The sequence below is a fragment of the Vibrio sp. NFR genome, assembly GCF_027587095.1.
GTDB classification, from domain to species: domain Bacteria; phylum Pseudomonadota; class Gammaproteobacteria; order Enterobacterales; family Vibrionaceae; genus Vibrio; species Vibrio harveyi.
Genome location: NZ_JAPPTN010000011.1, coordinates 109,689 through 129,610, shown reverse-complemented (window position 1 = coordinate 129,610; position 19,922 = coordinate 109,689). Strand labels below are relative to the sequence as shown.

Here is a 19,922-nt window from a genome sequence, read left to right as displayed (position 1 = left end):
AAACCATAGAAATTAAATCATGCATTAAATCTGCGCTTTTCTTTGAACGCGCTTAGAAACTCAAACTCGATGATCCGGTGTAATGCTTCTGTCTACTAAACAAATGGTATGAGTATGATAGTAAGTAAGATATCTGATGAGCTGATTACGGAAAAAGCAAAACTAGAGTGGCTAGCGTATTGGCGCCACTTCAGTACCGTTAAGCATCGCCTTTGCTGCGAAGCCAACTGTACCGCAGAGCATGATTATGGTGTTCTGGTTAGAAAAGACGGGGAAGAGCGTAAGGTTTTCGTGGTGCCCTTATGCAAGGCGCACAGTGATAATCTTGAACGATTGGAAGTCTCCGACGGCACAGAAATTATCTCCGCGGATCTGACCTTGTGATTTACGTTGTTGCTCCAACGACGTTTAGGGAACGCTTTGAATCGTAGGGTTTCAAAGCGTTCTTCCTAAGCAAGGGGGAGGTTACATTTTCTTTTGATAAACCCTTTCAGGGCGACCAACTTTACCATGTTGAATCACAGCAAGTAGAAACCCTTTTGCGGCTAAAAACTCAAGATAACGTCTTGCTGTTGTTTTGCTGATGCCGACTTCATTGCCTAGAGACTCCGCCGTGTAAATAATTTCGCCATCATCAAAGGCATTCGTGACTTTATCGAGCGTGAGCTCATCGATCCCCTTGGGTAAGGCTTGCATGTGTGATGATTTGGATTGAAAGTTAAACAGCTCGTCGACGTGGCGTTGATTGATGTTGTCATTTGCTTTTAACGAACTGGTGTACTTCAGATAGCGCTCTAAAGAATCGGTTAAGCGATCATAAGAGATCGGTTTTAGCAGATAGTCGAACACGCCACACCTTACGCCTTCTCTTACTGTTTCCATGTCATTGGCGGCGGTGATAAAAATAACATCTGGTGACTGCTTGGCAGCGGTTATGTCTTTCAATAAATCGATACCTTTGCCGTCAGGCAAGTAGTTATCCAATAAGACCAGTTTTGGCTTCAGTAACTGAATCATCTTTCTGGCTTCAGCGATACTTTTTGCAATTCCGATAGGTCTGAAACGTTGTGTTTGCTGAAGATAGTAAGAATGAAAGTCCGCGATATTGGATTCATCTTCTACTATCAAAACGTCATAAATTTCCATCTTTCAAACTCTCGTTAGGAATAAATAAAGAAAAGATTGTTCCGGTTGGTTCGGCATCGTCGACAAGGATTGCACCGCCAGCGTTATTGACAAGCTGGTGGACCAAATACAAGCCAATACCGTGTCCCGGTTGCGATTTGCTGGTGATCCCTTTATCAAATAGGGATTCTGCGATTTCATCGGGTATTCCAGTGCCATTGTCAGCAACCTCGACAACTAATTCCGTTTCGTTGGCGTCAGAAATTAGTATCGAGATGCATTTGTTGCTGTCAGGGTTTTTCAACGTTGCTTCATAAGCATTGTCGAGTAGGTTACCTATGATGGCGGCTAACTCATCATCAGTAAGCTTGGTTGGTGTACCGCTCAGGTGGCAGTACGGATCAAAATGGAGAGCGAGACCAAGTTCTTTTGCTCGGCTGTATTTGCCTAATAACAGACCCGCAATCACTTTGGAGTTGAACGTACGAGAAATGAAATCAATCAGCTTTTGATGTGTTTCTGTTTCTTGCCTTATAGCACTGAGCGCCTCTTCGTACGCGCCAATTTGAATCAACCCACTGACTGTAGAAAGCTTATTTGCGTATTCGTGGCTCAATACTCGTAAATTGTCGGTTTGCTGCTGAACTTGGCTAAGTTGTGATGTGAGCGTGCTTAAATCATTGCGCGGTCTGAAGCTGATGACCCAGCCGGAGTGTTGATTGTCTTCCCAAATCTTTACGCGAGTTGCGACCAAAGTTTCGCCGTTACAGGTAATCACTTGATGCTGTCTTTGTGACTCCTCCGCGTCTTCTGCCATCTTCGCTCCCAAGAAAAAGTCAGCAGGGGTGACGTATTCGTTGACCATTCGACCTTGGAGGTGGGATAGATTACGCGCAATTCCTAGAATCTTAAGTCCCCTCTGGTTTGCCGACAAAATACGACCTTGTTTGTCGACCGCAATAATGCCTTCGTAAACTGCTTCGAATACCGAGTTTTGCACGCGGAGGGAGAGGGCGATCTCTTCTGGTTCCATACCATACATTTGACTTTTGATATGACGGGAGAAGAACCAAGCGCCCAAAGATGAGCAAACTAGAATGATCAATAAGGCAAAGAAAAACGGCGTGGAGTAGAGGAGCAGTAAATTACTAACGGTATCCAGTAAATAGCCTACTGAAACAACACCAATGATCTCGCCAGTTGAGGAAATAATGGGGGATTTTCCACGTATCGCAAAGCCTAAGCTACCTTCTCGTATTGAGTAGTAATGCAATCCTTGTTGAAGGGCGCGTATGTTGTCTCCACCTTGCATCGGGTAGCCAACTTTTTTGATGTCTGGATGCGCTAAGCGAATGCCCTTACTATCGCCGACGACGATGAAGTTGGCATCGGAAATCCCTTGTAGGCGCTTAATTTGTTTTTGTACCCGCGCTGTATCTCGTAAAGAGACAGCTTCGATCAGTTGAGGGTCGCTGGCAATTTCACGAGCTTGTATGACTGCGCGCGCACTGACCTGATGGTTTAACGTATCAGAAAGGATGTGGTGGAAATAGCCACCGATAAGGAGTAATTGAAATGAAACAACCACAAAAAGCAGCGCCCATACACGCTGTCTAAAAGAGAGGTTACGGCAGAGGTAGTCGTGAAATGTTCGGTCTGGCATGAATGGTAAGCTTCTTATTGATTGAAGGGTAAATTATCAAATGAAACAAGGAAGAGACCTGATCGAGATCTATTGAAGATAGTCAATCGAGCCTCGTTCCTTGTGTAACTGTCTAACCGATCACATATTTGATCATCACGCCTGCTGCAACCGCCGAGCCAATAACGCCGGCTACGTTTGGTCCCATCGCGTGCATTAGTAGGAAATTCTGTGCATTTGCTTCTAGACCCACTTTGTTTGACACCCTTGCTGCCATCGGAACCGCAGAGACACCCGCAGAGCCAATCAGTGGATTCACTTTTTCACTCGCGAAACGGTTCATTAGTTTTGCCATCAATACGCCTGCCATTGTGCCAATACAAAACGCGACGATGCCAAGTGCGAGAATACCGATGGTTTGCGGCTGTAAGAACTTATCGGCAACCAATTTGGAACCCACAGAAAGACCCAAAAAGATGGTGACGACGTTGATCAACGCGTTTTGAGCAGTATCCGATAAACGTTCAACTACGCCACATTCACGCATTAAGTTACCAAAGCAGAACATACCTAGTAGCGGTGTCGCCGAAGGAAGCAACATGGCAATCAGAATCAACAGGAGCAAAGGGAAGCATATCTTTTCTAACTTGCTTACTTTACGCAATTGCTGCATCGTGATTTGGCGTTCTGATTCTGTGGTCAGCGCACGCATGATTGGCGGCTGAATCAAAGGTACAAGTGCCATATAAGAGTAAGCTGCTACAGCGATAGCACCCAGTAATTCTGGTGCGAGCAGACTAGATACGTAAATTGCTGTTGGACCATCTGCGCCACCAATGATGCCCACAGCAGCGGCTTGTGCGACACTGAAATCCATCAAGCCCATAGAGCTCAAACCCAAAGCGCCGAGCACAGTTGCGAAGATACCAAACTGAGCTGCCGCACCAAGAAGCAAGGTTTTAGGGTTGGCTAACAATGGACCAAAGTCCGTCATTGCGCCTACGCCCATGAATATCACCAAAGGACCAGCGCCAGATGCAATTGCAATGCTGTAAAATAGGTACAGCATGCCATCTGAGTATTGATACTCTTCTGCGAGTAAGTGGATATTGGCAAGTTGAGTTGGTGTCGCCGTTGCAAGTGCCGTTTTTACTTCGGCAGCGGAGTCCGTCGCAATGTTCAACACAGAGCCAAATGCTGACATTACCTCTGGTTTGGCAGCATGGAGCGCGTTTTCTACCGCTGACAAGGCTAAGCCTGCATCAGGTAGGTTAGCAAGAATCCCACCAAAACCGATTGGCACCAACAACAAAGGCTCGAACTGTTTAACAATGGCGAGATAAAGCAAAATCAAGCCAACAATAAGCATGATGGCTTGTCCCCATTCGAGGTGGAACAAACCAAAGTCATTCACTAACGCTAAGACATTTTCCATGTGACTAATGCCTCGTTACGCCAGTTGAAGTAAAGGTTCGCCTACATCTACTGCGTCGCCTTCAGACACATCAATGCTGGCGATTTTTCCGGAACGTGGTGCACGAACTTCTGTTTCCATCTTCATCGCTTCAAGAATCAGCAGCACATCGCCTTCTTCAACTTCATCACCAGGCTTGGTGTGGATCTTCCAAATGTTACCCGCAAGTGGGGCGTTCATCGGCTCGGCATCTTGAGCGGTTGTCACTGGCTTTGATGGTGCAGGTTGGGGGGCTGACACGGCTTGAATATCGCCACCTGCGTCAACCTGAACGACATAGCTTTGGTTGTTGACGGTAATGGTGTAAACACCGCTTTCTGAGGTAGCATTCATGGTTTGTTTCTCTGGTTTGGTCTTATTTTTTGTTTGTGCTGTTGCTCTTGCTGCTTCATTGCAAGGTGCGGGTTCAAAGGCGTCTGGGTTGTTGCGGTTTTCTAGGAACTTCCAACCCACTTGTGGGAAAAGCGCGATAGTAAGTACATCATCAATGGCGCTGCCGGAGAGCGGAATGTTTTGCGCTTTTGCTTGAGTGGTCACTTCTGTGGTCAGGTGCTCCAGTTCTGGCTCCAACTTATCGGCAGGGCGGCAAGTAATTGGTTCTGAACCTTCCAACACACGCTGTTGCAGTTCCGTGTCGACAGGGGCAGGCGTTTTGCCGTACTCGCCTCTCAAGACCCCCGCGGTTTCTTTGGTAATGGTCTTGTAGCGCTCACCCATAAGGACATTGATGACAGACTGTGTGCCGACGATTTGCGACGTTGGCGTGACAAGCGGCAGATACCCCAGCTCTTTTCTGACTTTCGGGATCTCTTCTAACACGGCATCAAGCTTGTCTGCGGCGTTTTGCTGTTTCAACTGACTTTCCATGTTGGTCAACATTCCACCAGGGACTTGCGCCACGATAATGCGAGAGTCTGAGCCTTTTAACTGACCTTCAAAAGCGGCGTATTTTTTACGTACTTCTCTAAAGTATGCAGCGACAGCTTCCAGCGCTGAAATGTCCAAACCTGTGTCGTATTCAGTGTTTTGAAGTGATGCAACCAGAGATTCTGTTGCTGGGTGACCGTAAGTGCCGCTCATGGAAGAAATCGCTGTGTCCACACGATCTACACCAGCTTCAATGGCTTTCATTAACGTCATATCAGCCATGCCAGCGGTCGAGTGGCAATGCAGGTGAAGGTCAACATCCACTTGCTGTTTTAATGTTGAAACCAGCTCACTGGCTAAGGTTGGCGTCAGGATACCCGCCATGTCTTTGATTGCGATCGAATCAACGCCCAGTTCACTCAATTGTTGCGCGATGTCTACCCAGGTTTGTAGGTTATGAACAGGGCTAGTGGTGTAACAGAGTGTACCTTGAGCGTGTGCGCCTTGTTTTTTCACCGCAGCAATCGCTTGTTGCATGTTTCGTGGATCGTTCATCGCATCAAATACGCGGAATACATCCATGCCGTTTACCACGGAGCGCTCAATGAACTTATCAACGACGTCGTCAGCGTAATGGCGATAACCTAATAGATTTTGACCTCGAAGCAACATTTGCAACGGCGTTTTTGGCATCGCTTTTTTGAGCTCTCGCAGTCTTTCCCAAGGATCTTCCCCTAGAAAACGAATGCAACTATCAAACGTAGCGCCACCCCAACACTCAAGTGACCAATAGCCGATGTCATCCAACTGTTGGGCGATTGGCAGCATATCGTCGATGCGTAAACGGGTGGCAAATAACGACTGGTGGGCATCACGTAATACAACGTCAGTGATACCAATGCGTTTAGTAGACTCAGACATTCGAATTCCTCTTATAGCGAGCTTTGTTTGATTTTTTGATGATGAATAGCGGCAGCAATCACAGCGACGAGTTGGTTATCATCGTTTGATGGTTTGGCAGCACACACTTTCTTTTGCGGAGGGGGAGTTGGTTCGACATGAAAGCGCCCCAAAAAGCGAGACATGGCTTTGACAGCAAAGACCAAGAAAACAAGAAAAGTGAAGACAAAACCCATACCCAGTGTCATGAGGTTTAAGCCTTCGGCAAATAAATTAACTTCCATTAATATCTCCCATTGGACAAAACAAAGAGCAAAGGAAGACTTTGCTCTTTGACAAAATAAGAAGGGGATTAACCGCCCAACATGCCAAACACGACACTTGCGATGACTAGTACAATACCGCCACCAAGACGAGATGAGATTTGCGCGTAAGACAGCAAGCTCATGCGGTTTGACGCAGCAAGAACTTCAAGGTCACCAGAGCCACCACGGTTTGCCATACATAGACCAGCAGTGATTGAAGACTCGATTGGGTAAAAGCCCATTAACCAACCACCGACAGAGGCACCAATGATTGCGCCAGCAACGATCAATGTTGCGATGATTAAGTTCGTGAAGGTTAGTGCATTCATGATTTCGCCAAGGTCGGTATAAGCGATACCAACGCCCACCATGAGCACCCAAAGCAATTGTTTTGAGAAGAATGAAGACAAACGTTTTGCGCCTTCTTTCACTTCTTCAGAGCAGATACCACAGGCGTTAACAATCGCAACGATGATGACCATGTAAGCGAAAGTGTGGATTTTTACGTCACCAAAACCTGGCAGTATTTCTTTAGAAAGGGCGGATGAGAAGGTGTAAATACATGCCGCCATCATCAAGCCAATCGCGATTTCACGTGGAGTGATTTTTGGAGCTTCGCTCTCTTCAACATCGAAATTAGACTTACGCAATAGCTCACCATTACCAGTCAAAGACGGTACTTTTTCACCGATGCTGTTTAGAACGGCTGCTGCGACAATCGCTACGATGTTAGCGATGGTTAAAATTGCAATTGCAACCGAGTAGTACTGTTCTTTAGAGCCACCCGTGACTGACTCATAGATTTCAGAAAGTGGAATCGCACCTGCACCGTTACCACCACCCATGATAGGCAGTACGTAAAGCATCATGATTTTGTCGATAGAAATGCCAAACATCATGCCGCCAAGAATGCCGAGAATTGAAGCACCTGCAACGGCTGCAAGAATGGTCGGAATGTAACCAACTAATGATTTAAGCAGTAGCTTACGGTTAACCGCCAAAATCGAGCCAGTGATCAGAACGGCAATGAACAAGTCGAGGAAATCGGTCTTCTTCATGACTGCAGTAACAGTGTCAATTTCGTTTTGGGTTAATAAACCTGCATGAACAAACCAAGCTGCGACAAGGAAGATCATAACAGGCGCACCGCCAATGTATTTGTTAAAAATAGGCAGGCGTTTACCCAGTTCGCCAAATAGCGCACCAACAACAAACATAAAACCAAAACCGCCGACAATATTATCAGGGATGGTGTCTGTCATATGTGCAATTAACATGACCGCGAACATAAATGCATATAGCGGTAATGGTAAGCCAAAGATTCGGACTTGAGATAATAAGTCTAATCCCGGGCTTCTTGTTTCAGTTATTGAAAGGGTCTTTTCGTTCATCATTATTATTCCGTGTTGATTTAACATGGCGTAATTTAAATTTGAATGAAAAACCTAACTGTGAGTGTGATCATTTTACTTTGTGGAATATATACACACTTATGAATTTAAAGTTTTTAATTATTCAATCACTTAATTTACAGATAGTTAAGTAATTAAATTCATTAAATTCATAAATGACGTTTAGTAGAAGAAAATAGTCGATACGGATCATCATTTTTTAAATTCAAGTGACGCATGATGGCGGCAACACGAAAGAGGATGATGATCATGTTTGACACCTACGCATTTAGTCGAGTGAACCGAAATCAATACGAGAAGTTTGGTGCTATTACCGAGTTTCTAACTTGTTATGATTTGGATGTTGACGCTGATGTAGAGAGATTTGTGGTGGCGAAGTCTCAAGGTCAAATCATTGCTTGCGGCGGTCTTGCTGACTCAACACTAAAATCTATTGCGATTGATCCTGCCTTACAAGGTACTGGATTTTCTCTGCGATTAATGACTGAGTTGACCACGATGGCTTATGAAATGGGGCGTTTTGATCTATTCTTGTTTACCAAGCCTCAGAATATGCAAAGGTTTCGTGAATCTGGCTTTTTCCCCATTTCTTTTGCAGACGATAAATTAGTCTTGATGGAAAATAGTCAGACCAATTTAAGAAACTTTGTACGTTCATTAAGAAAGAAAAAGAAAGACGGTGATAAAATAGGCAGCATTGTGATGAATGCAAACCCGTTTACTTTAGGGCATCAATACTTAATTGAAACGGCGGCGTCACAATGCGATTGGCTACATTTATTTGTCGTCAGCGAAGAGGGTAAAGGTTTTTCTTATCACGATCGTTTGAACATGATTGAAAGTGGCACTAAACATATTCCTAATCTTACGATTCATCATGGTTCAAAATATATAATATCTAAAGCAACGTTTCCTACTTACTTTATTAAAGAGAAGCGACTGATTGATTATTGTCATACCGCTATTGATCTAAATTTATATCGTCAGCATATTGCGCCAGCATTAGGCATTACACACCGATTTGTTGGGACGGAGCCAGACTGTGTTGTGACTCAGTATTACAACCAACAAATGAAACACAGATTAACCACCAAGGATCTCAACGGCGCACCAATCAGCGTTATTGAAATAGAGCGTAAGTGTGCGTCAGGAACCACGATTTCAGCGTCAACGGTGCGAAAACTCTTGCAGAAAGGGCAATTGGATCAACTGGTTCACTTTTTACCCTCAACCTCTATCGACTACCTACAAAGGCACACGGACGCTTTACCGTGTCTTACCCAAGAAACAGTGGCTGCTTAACAGCCCAATTAATTTTTAACCAAGGTGTTAAAGGTCTTTCAATGAAAATAATAAAACCCGCTTTTGCAGGGACGCTGGAATCCAGTGACTTGCAAGTTCGTATCTCACCCAATCCAGAAGGTGACATCGACATTTCTCTTGATAGCACAGTGAAAAAGCAGTTTGGCAAAGCCATTGAAGCGTTGATTCATGATGTGCTCAATTCGATGGGCGTGACTTCCGCAACGTTAGAAGTGGAAGACAAAGGCGCACTAGATTGTGTGATTAAAGCTCGCGTTCAGGCTGCAGTCATGCGCGCGGCAGACAGCAATGACATTCAATGGAGCAAATTATCATGAGTAAGTTACGCCGTAGCATGTTGTTTGTTCCAGGGGCAAGCGCCGCCATGTTAAGTAATACCTTCATTTATCAGCCTGATGCAATCATGTTTGATTTGGAAGACTCTGTGGCGCTGAGAGAAAAAGACACCGCCCGTATGTTGGTGTTTAACGCGCTGCAACATCCTTTGTATCAAGATATTGAAACAGTAGTCCGTGTGAACCCACTAGAGTCTGAGTTTGGTTTGAAAGATCTGCATGCCGTTGTGCGTGCGGGCGTCAATGTGGTTCGTCTACCAAAAACAGACAGTGCAGAAGACGTGCAAGAAATGGAGCGCTGCATTGAAGACATCGAACGTGTATGTGGCAGAGAAGTTGGCAGCACAAAAATGATGGCGGCAATCGAAAGTGCGCAAGGTGTGAATAACGCCATCGAAATTGCTCAATCGTCTTCGCGTTTAATTGGCATTGCACTGGGTGCTGAAGATTATGTCAGGGACTTAAAAACGCAACGTAGCCCAGAAGGGACAGAGTTGCTGTTCGCTCGTTGTTCTATTCTGCAAGCTGCGCGTGCTGCGGGCATTATGGCGTTCGATACCGTTTATTCCGACGCTAATAACGAGCAAGGATTCCTCAACGAAGCGGAACACATCAAGTCGTTAGGTTTCGACGGAAAATCGCTGATTAACCCAAGGCAAATCGAGCTACTTCACAACGTATTTGCACCGACTCAAAAAGAGGTGGATTACGCGATTCAAGTTATCGAGGCAGCAGAAGAAGCGCAAGAGCAAGGGCTTGGTGTGGTTTCACTTAACGGAAAAATGGTCGATGGACCAATTATCGAGCGAGCTCGTTGGACGTTACAAAAAGCGCAATCTGGAATTAAAGAGTAGGGCACGAACATGAAACAAATGGAATCCATCAAACCAGCATTGCTGCCAGAGACGTTGTCACTGTTTTCAGAGGCAAATGCGTTAACGCCTCATCTCAAAGACTCAAACTCTAAAAAGTCGAGAAAGCTAAAGTCAGATCTGCGTTCCGCCATTTTAGATTCTGGGCTTAAAGACGGTATGACGATCTCTTTCCATCACGCGTTTCGAGGTGGCGATAAGGTGGTTAACTTGGTGTTAGATACTATCGCTCAGATGGGATATAAGAATCTGACACTGGCTTCAAGCTCTTTAACGGGTATTCATTCGCCGGTTGTTGAGCACATCAAAAACGGCGTAGTGAGTAAGATTTACACATCAGGTATTCGCGGTGAGCTTGGTGAAGCCATTTCTCATGGTTTGCTCAAAGAACCTGTGCATATTCACTCCCATGGAGGACGTGTGCACTTGATTAAATCAGGCGAGCTAAACATCGATGTGGCGTTCATCGGTGTGCCTTGTTGCGATGAGTTTGGCAATGCTAATGGCATGAACGGCAAATCTCGCTGCGGCTCTTTGGGTTACGCCAAAATCGATGCTCAACACGCGCGTAAAGTGGTCATGCTTACTGAATCTATCGTCGGTTATCCAAATCACCCAGCATCAATCACACAAGATTTGGTGGATGCCGTAGTCGAAGTCGAAGAAGTTGGTGATGCGAGCAAAATTGGTGGCGGTGAAACGCGTCTTACCAGTAACCCACGTGAACTGCTTATTGCAAAACGTGCTGCCGATGTGATTATTAATTCTGGTTACTTTAAGCAAGACTTTAGCTTACAAACTGGGTCTGGTGGTGCGTCGCTTGCCGTCACACGTTTTCTAGAAAATAGCATGGAAAAACGAGGTATAACTGCTGAGTTTGGGCTGGGTGGCATTACCTCAACTATGGTCTCTATGCACGAGAAAGGGCTGATCCGAAATCTAATCGACGTGCAGTGTTTTGACTCTGGTGCTGCGGACTCACTTGCTCGAAACCCAAACCATATTGAAATCTCAGCGAATGAATACGCTAACCCATCTTCCAAAGGCGCAGTGGTTGATCGTCTAGACGTGGTCATTCTCAGCGCGCTTGAAATTGATGTGAACTTCAACGTCAACGTTATCACCGGTTCTGATGGTGTGATTCGTGGCGCGTCTGGTGGTCACTGCGACGCAGCGGCAGGCGCAAACCTTGCCGTAATTGTTGCTCCGCTCGTGCGTGGTCGTATTCCAACTGTCGTAGAGCAAGTGTTAAACGTGGTAACGCCGGGTCAATCGATAGATGTGTTGGTGACTGACCATGGTATTGCAGTGAATCCTCGACGCCCAGAAGTAAAAGAGCGTTTGTTGGACGCTGGACTGCCTGTGCTTGATATGGAAGCCTTGGTTGCGAGAGCGCAATCATTAACGGGCAAAGCGGGACCAATTGAATATGACGATCAAGTGGTGGGTTATGTACGTTATCGCGATGGCTCTGTGATTGATGTCATCAGAAAGGTTAAATCTGAATGAGCATTCGCTATGGGCTGAAAGTTGGTCTCGATGATGTCTTGAGTAACAAAGAAGCTCGTGTGAAACGACAAGGTGAGTGGTTAAAACGCCACTCCCTTCCTTTGCTGTCGTTTACCGTCAATATGCCAGGTCCGCAGAAAATGACGGAGTGCACGGAGCGAATCTTCGAACAGGGTGTGCAAGCGATTCAAGCCATTTGTCTCGAAAAAGGCTGGTCAATGGCAGGACGACAATTGCTGCGACAAGTCACAGGTCCAGAGGCAATTTTTGCGGTCCAAGCACCGAATGCCATGGCGCTCAAACGAGCCATGATTGAGATAGAGAATAACCATCGTCTCGGTCGGTTAATGGATTTAGATGTGATCGATGTCGATGGAAAGATCATCTCAAGAAAAGGGCAAGGGATGACTCGAAGAAAATGCCTTATTTGCGAACAAGATGCTGTGATTTGCGCGCGCTCGCGTAAACATGATCTTCAAACCTTGGTTTCTCACATAGAGTCGATGGTGTGTTATGACGAATGTTGCTCTTAAACTGTTGCTCGACCAAAATATCGAGCGTGTTCCAAGCGTTACGCATCACTCTGCTGTAAAGGTGAATCTGTTCTCTTTGGTTTCTGAGTTAGCGTATCACGCGATGCTGGTGGAAGTGCACTTGTCCCCAAAACCGGGGCTTGTTGACCTTATTAGCAACGGTGCTCACTCAGATATGAATGTGCCGCTGTTTGAAGCCAGCGCGAGTGCAATTCGTCCTTTTCTCAATAGCTTTCTTAACGCTGGTCTTGCGCATTCAACGCACTCGGCAGAGACATTACTGGATGTGTTGCGTCCGGTTGGAATTCAAGCTGAACGCGCAATGTTTGCCGCGACTGGTGGTGTGAATACGCACAAAGGGATGATCTTTGGACTTGGACTGGTATGTGGCGCGATCGGCTGGTTAAAAGGCAAAGGCATTGCGGTTGACTCTCTGCACATTAGCCAAGTTATTAAGCGCAGCTGTGCGTTAATGGTATTTCAAGAGCTGAAAAATACCGACTCTAAAACGGAAACTCATGGTGAGCGGCTGTATCGAGAATTTGGTTTAACTGGAGCGAGAGGTGAGGCGGCGTCTGGCTATCAAACGATCATGACTTACAGTTTGCCTGCATACCAACAAGCGCTGTATGAAGGCGCGTCCGCAGAACAAGCGTTATGGCAAGTGTTGCTCACGCTAATGGTGCACAATCAAGATACCAACGTGGTATCTCGTGGTGGAATGCATGGTTTGCGTTATGTGCAGAACATAGCATCGAAGCTTATTGAGAGTGGTGGTTGGCATAATCCAAACCTTGAAGAGCAGCTACTGGATTTTGACCGCCAGCTTACTGAAAAAAACGTTAGTCCGGGCGGCAGTGCAGATTTGCTCGCGCTGACTTGGTTGCTGGCAGAAATTGATGATTTGACGAGACATATCATCGCGAATAACGACGAATAATTAGGAACAAGTAAACGTATGCACAATTTTGAAGATGCGATGATCTTAGGTATCGCGGGAAACTTCGCAGGTCACCTGCAACAAGCTGGTGAGGCTGATGACTTTGCTCTCTACGGAGATGTGAACGCTAATAAGCCCCAAGCATTGTTCCCCATTTATGTGCCTTTTATCGAACATCCGTATTTGTCGACATATCCAATAAGTGCCGATACGACCAAGTTGCCAAATGATATTTTGAACTTACAAATTGAACCAGAGCTTGCTCTGATCTGTGATGTTACTTATGAAGGTGGTCAGGTCTTACAACTCACGCCGACGCATTTTGGCGCATTTAATGATTGTTCGATTCGACGCCCTGATGCGAATAAAATCAGTGAGAAGAAAAATTGGGGTGCAGCGTCAAAAGGCTTGGCATCGCAACTTATTGAACTAGAACGACTCACTCCTGATAGCGATATCGGCAGATTTAGAATCGCGAGCTTTCATAAGCGAGGAGAGCAGGTATTCGCCTACGGGGAAGATTGCGCGGTAAACGAATACTCCTATTTCTATGCGGATCTGCTGGATTGGATACGTGATCAGATGAATCATCAAGTGGATCGTGGTCCGATGGAAAACATTCACGCATTACTCAAACAAGCAAATCTCCCAAGCCAGCTAGTGGTCGCAGTGGGTGCAACGCGCTACACCGAATATGGTGAGCAGAATTTCTTGGAAAGAGGTGATGAAAGTGTGGTTGTTGTGTATGACAGTCACCTATACCAACCAAAAGATGTGCTCGGCATGGTACAGAAGGCGCAGTATGAAGCGACAGGCTTTTCTTATGTGAGTCAAAAAGTGCTTTGAGTTTAAGTCAATAGAGAACAAAAAAAGCCCGCAAATTAGCGGGCTTTTTAATGTCTTATTCGCTGGGTGAAATAAAAGGAGTGATATATATCTAGTGTTTATATTAGTGTTTGTCTTATTGATATTTAATGTATTTTGTTCAAGTTTTAAAAGTGGACAGTGAATCACAGATTCGTTAAGTGCATTTAATGTTTATTATAAGTTTGTTTAATAACGTAATTACTCTAATTATAAATATGTTTTGAAATTTTATAGCCTTATAAGTTGATGAAAAATAGGGTTATATTGCTTTGGTGATAATTCGGTTAGTTAATGTCAGGGTATTTAAAATTGTGATGTTAATTCCTATCAATAACCTCAAAACTTTCATTGATAAAATTTACGTATATTCTTTTTAACTGTTTCCAGATTAAAACTATAAACACGCAATAGGTGACAGTGGTTATAAAGTATCCGCTGTGGCTGACTTGCATAATAAAATGGTAGAGAGTGAAAAAGTGAAAGCAAATAAAAACATTCTTAAAGCAGCAGTAGGTATGGCAATGCTATCTGGCTTGCCAACAGCAGCCAATGCTCATGGCTGGTCAGAGTTTCCTAGTGCACGTCAAAACACGTGTTACGAGCAAGGCGGAATTTGGTCTGGTAACCCACCAAATGCAGCCTGTGCTCAAGCAAAAGAAATTTCTGGTACCTATCCGTTTGTTCAGCGCAACGAATACGCGAAGAACATTACTGATTACAACAATATGGCAGCAGTGAAAGCGGCGATTCCAGATGGTACGTTGTGTTACGCAAATGACCCTCAGAAAAAGGGCATGGGCGCACCACACACCGCGTGGACTCGCACAGAGCTAAATACGGGTACATTCGAATTTGTATTTAATGCGACGGCACCACATAACCCGTCGTTTTGGGAGTTTTACCTAACCAAACCAAATGCAGACCTAAGCAAAGCGTTGGCGTGGAGCGATCTTGATTTGATTCAAACCGAAGGTAATGTCCCAGTTGAAGGTGGTAAATACCGCATGAATGTGACCATCCCTTCTGATCGTTCAGGCGACGCGATTCTTTTTGTGCGCTGGCAGCGTAACGATGCGGCGGGTGAAGGCTTCTATAACTGTTCTGACATCACTATTGTGGGCGGCGAAACGCCTCCACCAGAGCCAACACCTCAACCAGATCTCGTGAAAGGTGAGCTATACATCCCAGTTAATTTTGTTGGCCCAGACCTTGGTGATACGGTTAAGTATGACATCATCAATAAATACGGAGATGTCGCACGTAGCTTCGATATTGAAGTGAATTCATCGAACATCAACGACTGGCAACGTCTATTGGCGTCAGAGATCAATGGTTGGCACGAAGAGTTCAAAGATGGAGCGGTGTTCATTGGTGATTGGCATGAAGAAATGTCTCATTACATGTACTTCCAAAACGATCCATCACGCAACTTCTTTAACTCGAAAGATGGTCGAGCGTCGGGTGTGATTTCAGTGATTGATGGTGATGACGGTAATGTTGAACCATTGGCAGGTGACATCTACGAGTTAGTGAAGAGCGACAAAGTAGTTAGCGCTGGGGACAAAGTGGTGATTTCTACCAGCGAAGCTGCGAACTTAACTCAAACTCAAGGCTCTTCTGTGAGTATTCAAAATAACGGCACTGCGTCGATTGTCGTTGATACTCGTGCGATTACGCAGAATGAGACCTTGTCGTTTGTTGCGAACGCAGTAAACAGCGAACGTGCAGAGACATTTACGTTTGAAGTGATTGTCGACGATGGTGGTGTAGACCCTGAGCCAACGCCAGATCCTGATCCAACACCAGACCCAAGCGATGACGCATGGGATTCAGCAAAAACTTACCTAGGTGGTGAAGTTGTCGCGTATGCTGACCAAAATTGGAAAGCACAATGGTGGATTAAAGGTGGTGATAACCCACAAGCGGCTTACCAAAAAGATAAGTGGGGCGTTTGGCGTCCAGCTAACTAATCATTGGTTGTAGCCAAATGGAATTGGCTAAGGCAAGCATGAAAGCCACTGTTTTGAGTTAAAGACAGTGGCTTTTTTACGTCGTTCATAAACTGACGGGGTAAGTGAGGTGATATCACCAAATGCAAATATGGGCAGAAAATCGTCCCTATCCCAAGTAACCTCGCCCTGAATTCTGGATCTTGAAGTCACTTGGGAATAAATAAAGACAATAGGCTGAAACGAACGGACAGAGTGATATTAGTGCTATGTAAGAGCTTGAAACTCAAAGAGCGCCTAAGCGCTCTTTTCTTTTGTACTGCCTTTTGGGTGATGACCGAACTTGTCATTCAAGTAGAGCAGTCCGCTGACGAAGAGTGCCACGACGGAAACCGTGAAGAGGGCATACATACTTAATACCCAAGCGAATGTGGCAGTCAGAAAGGCAATGAAGGAAAACATTCTGCTGAATGACATTACATGACCAAGTTTGTTACTTTTCATAACGCCTCCCAAAGCTTAGTGGGTAGAACCAGAGTGCTTTCACTCCGCATTCGTATTGTCTCTCTTCTGGGGGGAATTTACCCAAAAAACAGGCTAAATATTTCTCAAAAAAGATTAAATATTGACCTGGTAGACAGTTTTTTATTTGTGATTTTATATGAGTTTCATTGCTCATTGTCTATGCCAACATTTTTGATTCTGCTGAGCGTCAAAATTGATTCCCATCTTTGGCTACAGTTAATGCATCCCCACTGACAAAGCAGGAAACTCTTATGTTCAAGACTCAACTTAAACGTGTCGTTGTTATCACTAGCCTACTGGTTTCATCATCTGTTCTGGCAAGCACGAATGCGTACAATACAGATATTCCTACCAGTATCATGACACCTGATAAGGTTGAAACCAGCATTGGTACTTTGAATTTCAAGGATGGCGTACCAAGCCAGAAGACGATGGATACGCTATACAACAACCTCGATACCATGCGAGCAACAGAAGTGTTTATGAACGCGATTCCTATGGCATCCCTGGAAGCGTTAAGAGTCGGGCATGAGAAAATGGGGTTAACCACATCCAATCAGGTGATGCTGTTTGATGATCTGATGGATTCGAATCCGCTGTTCTTAACCGGAAATACAGATACGGTATACGCGTCCGCATTTCTCGATCTCGAGCGTGATGGTCCAACGGTGGTCGAAATCCCACCGGGTATGGGACCAACGACCGTCAATGATGCATTCTTTCGTTTTGTGACGGACATGGGCGTTGTAGGACCAGATAAAGGTGAGGGTGGCAAATACCTTATTTTGCCTCCGAACTATGAAGGTCCAGTGCCAGAGGGGTATCACGTTTCTCAATCAACAAGTTACGTGAACTGGTTTATTGCTCGTGGTTTTTTGAAAGACGGTAAAACAGACGCGGCGGTGAATTCATACCATAGTGGTTTAAAGATTTATCCATTATCTAAGAAAGGCGAGCCGCCGAAGATGGAATTCATCTCTGGTAGTGGTAAATCGTTTAATACCATTCATGCAAATGATGAGCACTTTTACGATGAAATCAAAACGGTGATCGACAAAGAACCGATTGAGTTTATCGACCCAGAAATGCGTGGACTGATAGCGACCATCGGCATACAAAAAGGTAAGCCGTTTGTCCCAGATGCACGAATGCAGAGCATATTGGAAGATGGTGCAGCAATAGGTAATGCAACCGCACGAGCGTTGATGTTTAATCCTCGTACCCAGAACGCTTACATTTGGGATGATCGTAATTGGAAGACAGCGTTCATTGGTAATGATTACCAATGGCTGATTGAAGAAGGCAACGGTGGTCGCAACCTAGATGCGCGCACTTATTTCTTCTATATGGCGACGGTTAATACGCCGGCAATGGCGCTCAAAATGGTTGGTAAAGGTTCTAAGTACGCAATCGTTGATAAATCTGCTCAGGGAGAGTTCTTTGATGGCAGCAAAAACTACAAGCTGACCATTCCTGCGAATGTTCCGGCGAAGAACTTCTGGTCAGTTGTGGCTTACGATACACAAACGCGTTCGGAATTACAGACCAGTCAACCTTTCCCGAGTAAGAACGACAAACGCGACGACATGATGACAAATGCAGATGGCTCGATTGATTTGTATTTTGGTCCGAAAGCACCAAAAGGCAAAGAAGCAAACTGGATTGAGACTGTGCCGAACAAAGGCTGGTTCACTATCTTGCGTGTCTACGGTCCATTAGAACCTTGGTATGACGGCTCGTGGAAGCCTAGTGATATCACGGAAGTGAAGTAAGATAATTGAATAGGCAACCGGTCAATTGATAGACCGGTTGCTTGTTTTTGGCTTGTTCTTATGGCTCTGTTGCGGCTTTGTCTGGTCTTGTTTGAGGGATTGTTTATTTGCGACGACAAGTGATAGTCGTTCTAATTTGTTTCTTGCAGTGCTTGTTTAATAAAGGCTTCTACCTGAGCAATGATCGGGTGCTGGTAGAATGCTCGGTGATATTGAACGCCCACATCAAACATCATTGGTTTAGCATTCAGCCTTAAAGGCAATCGGAGAACGTCCTCTGGTAGGGCATCATCGTTAATGTGCATCCCGACAAATACATACGGGCTGACTTTTACGCAATCAAGCGCTGCCGCCATAGAAGAGACCGTTAGTTTCTGTTCCAAATTTACCCCAGTGAGTTTTCGCATTCGTTCATAGTACGCACTGACATCAAGAGAGCCCATAGACACGCGCACCGTCTCGAGGTTTTCAATGTCACTTAGCTCTAGCTCGTTATGTTGGCTAAGTGGGTGTTGATCATTCACGTACGCAAAGATGGGAACAGAAGCAACTTTGCGCTCAACCATTCTCTCATTGAGCTCATTTGGAAAACCGCCAATTCCAATGACGACGGCCCCTCGTTTTGGGTTTTCAATACTTTCTATCGACCAATCAATAAATGAAATCTTCGGCTTTTGATCTTCCGTTGTAAGGGCGGAGACTAAGGGGGTCGTCAACATGCCAGATAACGGATTAATGATGCTGAATATGTACTCATTGGCTTGCTGATTTGCATTGAAGCTTTGCGCCAGCTGGGGGATTTGTTCTAGGCGTTCTAATGGTTCGCCGATGACTTCACACAGCTGCTGGCAAAGCAGGGTTGGGGTATAAATGCCTTTTTCTGCATTGAAGAGTTCGTTATCAAATCTTTGACGGCATTCAGCCAATTGTCGTGTGAATGTCGCTTTGCTAATGTCGAGGGTATGACACACTTTCGCCTGCGATTTTTGCTGGCTGAGTAGATAAAGAAAGCGATACAAATTCAAATCAATAGTATTTTTCACGAGCTCAGTACCTGAGGTTATTGAGCTTTAAGTATCGGTGTCTCTCATCCTCTGTTCCAATAAAATCTAAAACAATTTTTCCTTTTGTGACATGGGGTTAGCTTGTAAGAGTATGATGTGCTCAATCGGAAGGCGAAACTAAGATTGCGTAAAAGGTGAAAAACAGTGCTAGGTAAGCCCTTGAACTCATCCTATAATTAGGTTGCATATGGAGGATGTTTGATGGTCAAACATCCTCTATTTTTTGAAACCTACAACAAGGATCCGGCATAAGTTGTTTTTGCTGGTGTTGTTTACATTTACCAAGAAGGTGATTTAACACTAATAATTGAGGTTCTTACGATGACTCTTAACAAGTACTTTGTTTTCATTCCGACTGATATGGATCAGGAAACACACAAGGAACAGAAAGTGATATCTGAAACGGAAACTCAACGTCAGGCTTTAGTAAAACAGGCGCAGCAAGAAGGCGGACTGTAAGGCTAGGTTTCAAAATAAGAAGAGCACCCGAAGCGGTGCTCTTTTTTTA

General features: G+C 45.0%; 19 protein-coding genes. 11 read left to right on the top strand and 8 right to left on the bottom strand.

Annotated elements, in window-relative coordinates:
* Positions 1–114: 114 nt before the first annotated feature.
* A complete protein-coding gene (locus OH463_RS19605; protein WP_005445453.1) occupies positions 115–384 on the top strand; it encodes a hypothetical protein in 270 nt (89 codons plus the stop codon).
* Between the two features lie 81 nt (positions 385–465).
* Here the strand turns inward: OH463_RS19605 and OH463_RS19600 are convergent, their stop codons facing one another.
* From OH463_RS19600 to citS, 6 genes are all read right to left on the bottom strand, one after another.
* Positions 466–1,146, bottom strand: a complete 681-nt coding sequence (locus OH463_RS19600) for a response regulator (RefSeq protein WP_005445452.1) — start codon at positions 1,144–1,146, stop codon at positions 466–468.
* On the bottom strand, positions 1,133–2,788 hold the full coding sequence (locus OH463_RS19595) for an ATP-binding protein (protein WP_269992227.1): 1,656 nt from the start codon (positions 2,786–2,788) through the stop codon (positions 1,133–1,135). The genes OH463_RS19600 and OH463_RS19595 overlap by 14 nt, the downstream gene beginning before the upstream one ends.
* Positions 2,789–2,900: 112 nt before the next feature.
* On the bottom strand, positions 2,901–4,202 hold the full coding sequence (locus tag OH463_RS19590) for a sodium ion-translocating decarboxylase subunit beta (protein WP_005445449.1): 1,302 nt from the start codon (positions 4,200–4,202) through the stop codon (positions 2,901–2,903).
* Between the two features lie 15 nt (positions 4,203–4,217).
* A complete protein-coding gene (gene oadA, locus OH463_RS19585) occupies positions 4,218–6,029 on the bottom strand; it encodes a sodium-extruding oxaloacetate decarboxylase subunit alpha (RefSeq protein WP_269992225.1) in 1,812 nt (603 codons plus the stop codon).
* An 11-nt stretch (positions 6,030–6,040) separates the two neighbouring features.
* Positions 6,041–6,292 (bottom strand): OadG family protein, encoded by a 252-nt coding sequence (locus OH463_RS19580; RefSeq protein WP_005445447.1) that lies wholly within the window; start codon positions 6,290–6,292, stop codon positions 6,041–6,043.
* Positions 6,293–6,360: 68 nt separating this feature from the next.
* A complete protein-coding gene (gene citS / locus OH463_RS19575; protein WP_017190260.1) occupies positions 6,361–7,704 on the bottom strand; it encodes a citrate/sodium symporter CitS in 1,344 nt (447 codons plus the stop codon).
* A 270-nt stretch (positions 7,705–7,974) separates the two neighbouring features.
* On the opposite strand from citS, the gene citC reads away from it, so the two are divergent.
* From citC to OH463_RS19535, 8 genes are all read left to right on the top strand, one after another.
* Positions 7,975–9,027 (top strand): [citrate (pro-3S)-lyase] ligase, encoded by a 1,053-nt coding sequence (citC, locus tag OH463_RS19570; RefSeq protein ID WP_269992220.1) that lies wholly within the window; start codon positions 7,975–7,977, stop codon positions 9,025–9,027.
* Positions 9,028–9,068: 41 nt separating this feature from the next.
* A complete protein-coding gene (citD, locus tag OH463_RS19565; RefSeq protein ID WP_017818060.1) occupies positions 9,069–9,365 on the top strand; it encodes a citrate lyase acyl carrier protein in 297 nt (98 codons plus the stop codon).
* Positions 9,362–10,237 (top strand): citrate (pro-3S)-lyase subunit beta, encoded by an 876-nt coding sequence (gene citE, locus OH463_RS19560; protein WP_269992217.1) that lies wholly within the window; start codon positions 9,362–9,364, stop codon positions 10,235–10,237. The genes citD and citE overlap by 4 nt, the downstream gene beginning before the upstream one ends.
* Positions 10,238–10,255: 18 nt before the next feature.
* On the top strand, positions 10,256–11,764 hold the full coding sequence (gene citF / locus OH463_RS19555; RefSeq protein ID WP_422456095.1) for a citrate lyase subunit alpha: 1,509 nt from the start codon (positions 10,256–10,258) through the stop codon (positions 11,762–11,764).
* Complete coding sequence (gene citX, locus OH463_RS19550; protein ID WP_005446098.1) at positions 11,761–12,297, top strand: citrate lyase holo-[acyl-carrier protein] synthase; 537 nt, start codon at positions 11,761–11,763, stop codon at positions 12,295–12,297. The genes citF and citX overlap by 4 nt, the downstream gene beginning before the upstream one ends.
* Positions 12,278–13,237: a triphosphoribosyl-dephospho-CoA synthase CitG gene (citG, locus tag OH463_RS19545; protein ID WP_269992214.1), complete on the top strand. Its 960-nt coding sequence runs from the start codon at positions 12,278–12,280 to the stop codon at positions 13,235–13,237. Before citX ends, citG begins: the two co-directional genes overlap by 20 nt.
* 18 nt (positions 13,238–13,255) lie before the next feature.
* Positions 13,256–14,083, top strand: a complete 828-nt coding sequence (locus tag OH463_RS19540) for a DUF5718 family protein (protein WP_269992212.1) — start codon at positions 13,256–13,258, stop codon at positions 14,081–14,083.
* Positions 14,084–14,562: 479 nt separating this feature from the next.
* Positions 14,563–16,074: a lytic polysaccharide monooxygenase gene (locus OH463_RS19535; RefSeq protein WP_026000338.1), complete on the top strand. Its 1,512-nt coding sequence runs from the start codon at positions 14,563–14,565 to the stop codon at positions 16,072–16,074.
* 276 nt (positions 16,075–16,350) lie between these two features.
* Here OH463_RS19535 and OH463_RS19530 read toward each other — a convergent pair whose 3' ends face one another.
* Positions 16,351–16,557, bottom strand: a complete 207-nt coding sequence (locus OH463_RS19530; protein WP_005446094.1) for a hypothetical protein — start codon at positions 16,555–16,557, stop codon at positions 16,351–16,353.
* Positions 16,558–16,829: 272 nt separating this feature from the next.
* On the opposite strand from OH463_RS19530, the gene OH463_RS19525 reads away from it, so the two are divergent.
* Positions 16,830–18,350, top strand: coding sequence for a DUF1254 domain-containing protein (locus OH463_RS19525; protein WP_269992210.1), 1,521 nt, complete (start codon positions 16,830–16,832; stop codon positions 18,348–18,350).
* Positions 18,351–18,481: 131 nt separating this feature from the next.
* Here OH463_RS19525 and OH463_RS19520 read toward each other — a convergent pair whose 3' ends face one another.
* Entirely contained in the window at positions 18,482–19,393 is a 912-nt protein-coding gene (locus tag OH463_RS19520) for a LysR family transcriptional regulator (RefSeq protein ID WP_188015102.1), read from the bottom strand.
* 342 nt (positions 19,394–19,735) lie between these two features.
* Between OH463_RS19520 and OH463_RS19515 the strand changes: the two genes are divergently transcribed.
* Positions 19,736–19,873, top strand: a complete 138-nt coding sequence (locus OH463_RS19515; protein ID WP_005446090.1) for a hypothetical protein — start codon at positions 19,736–19,738, stop codon at positions 19,871–19,873.
* Positions 19,874–19,922 lie beyond the last annotated feature (49 nt).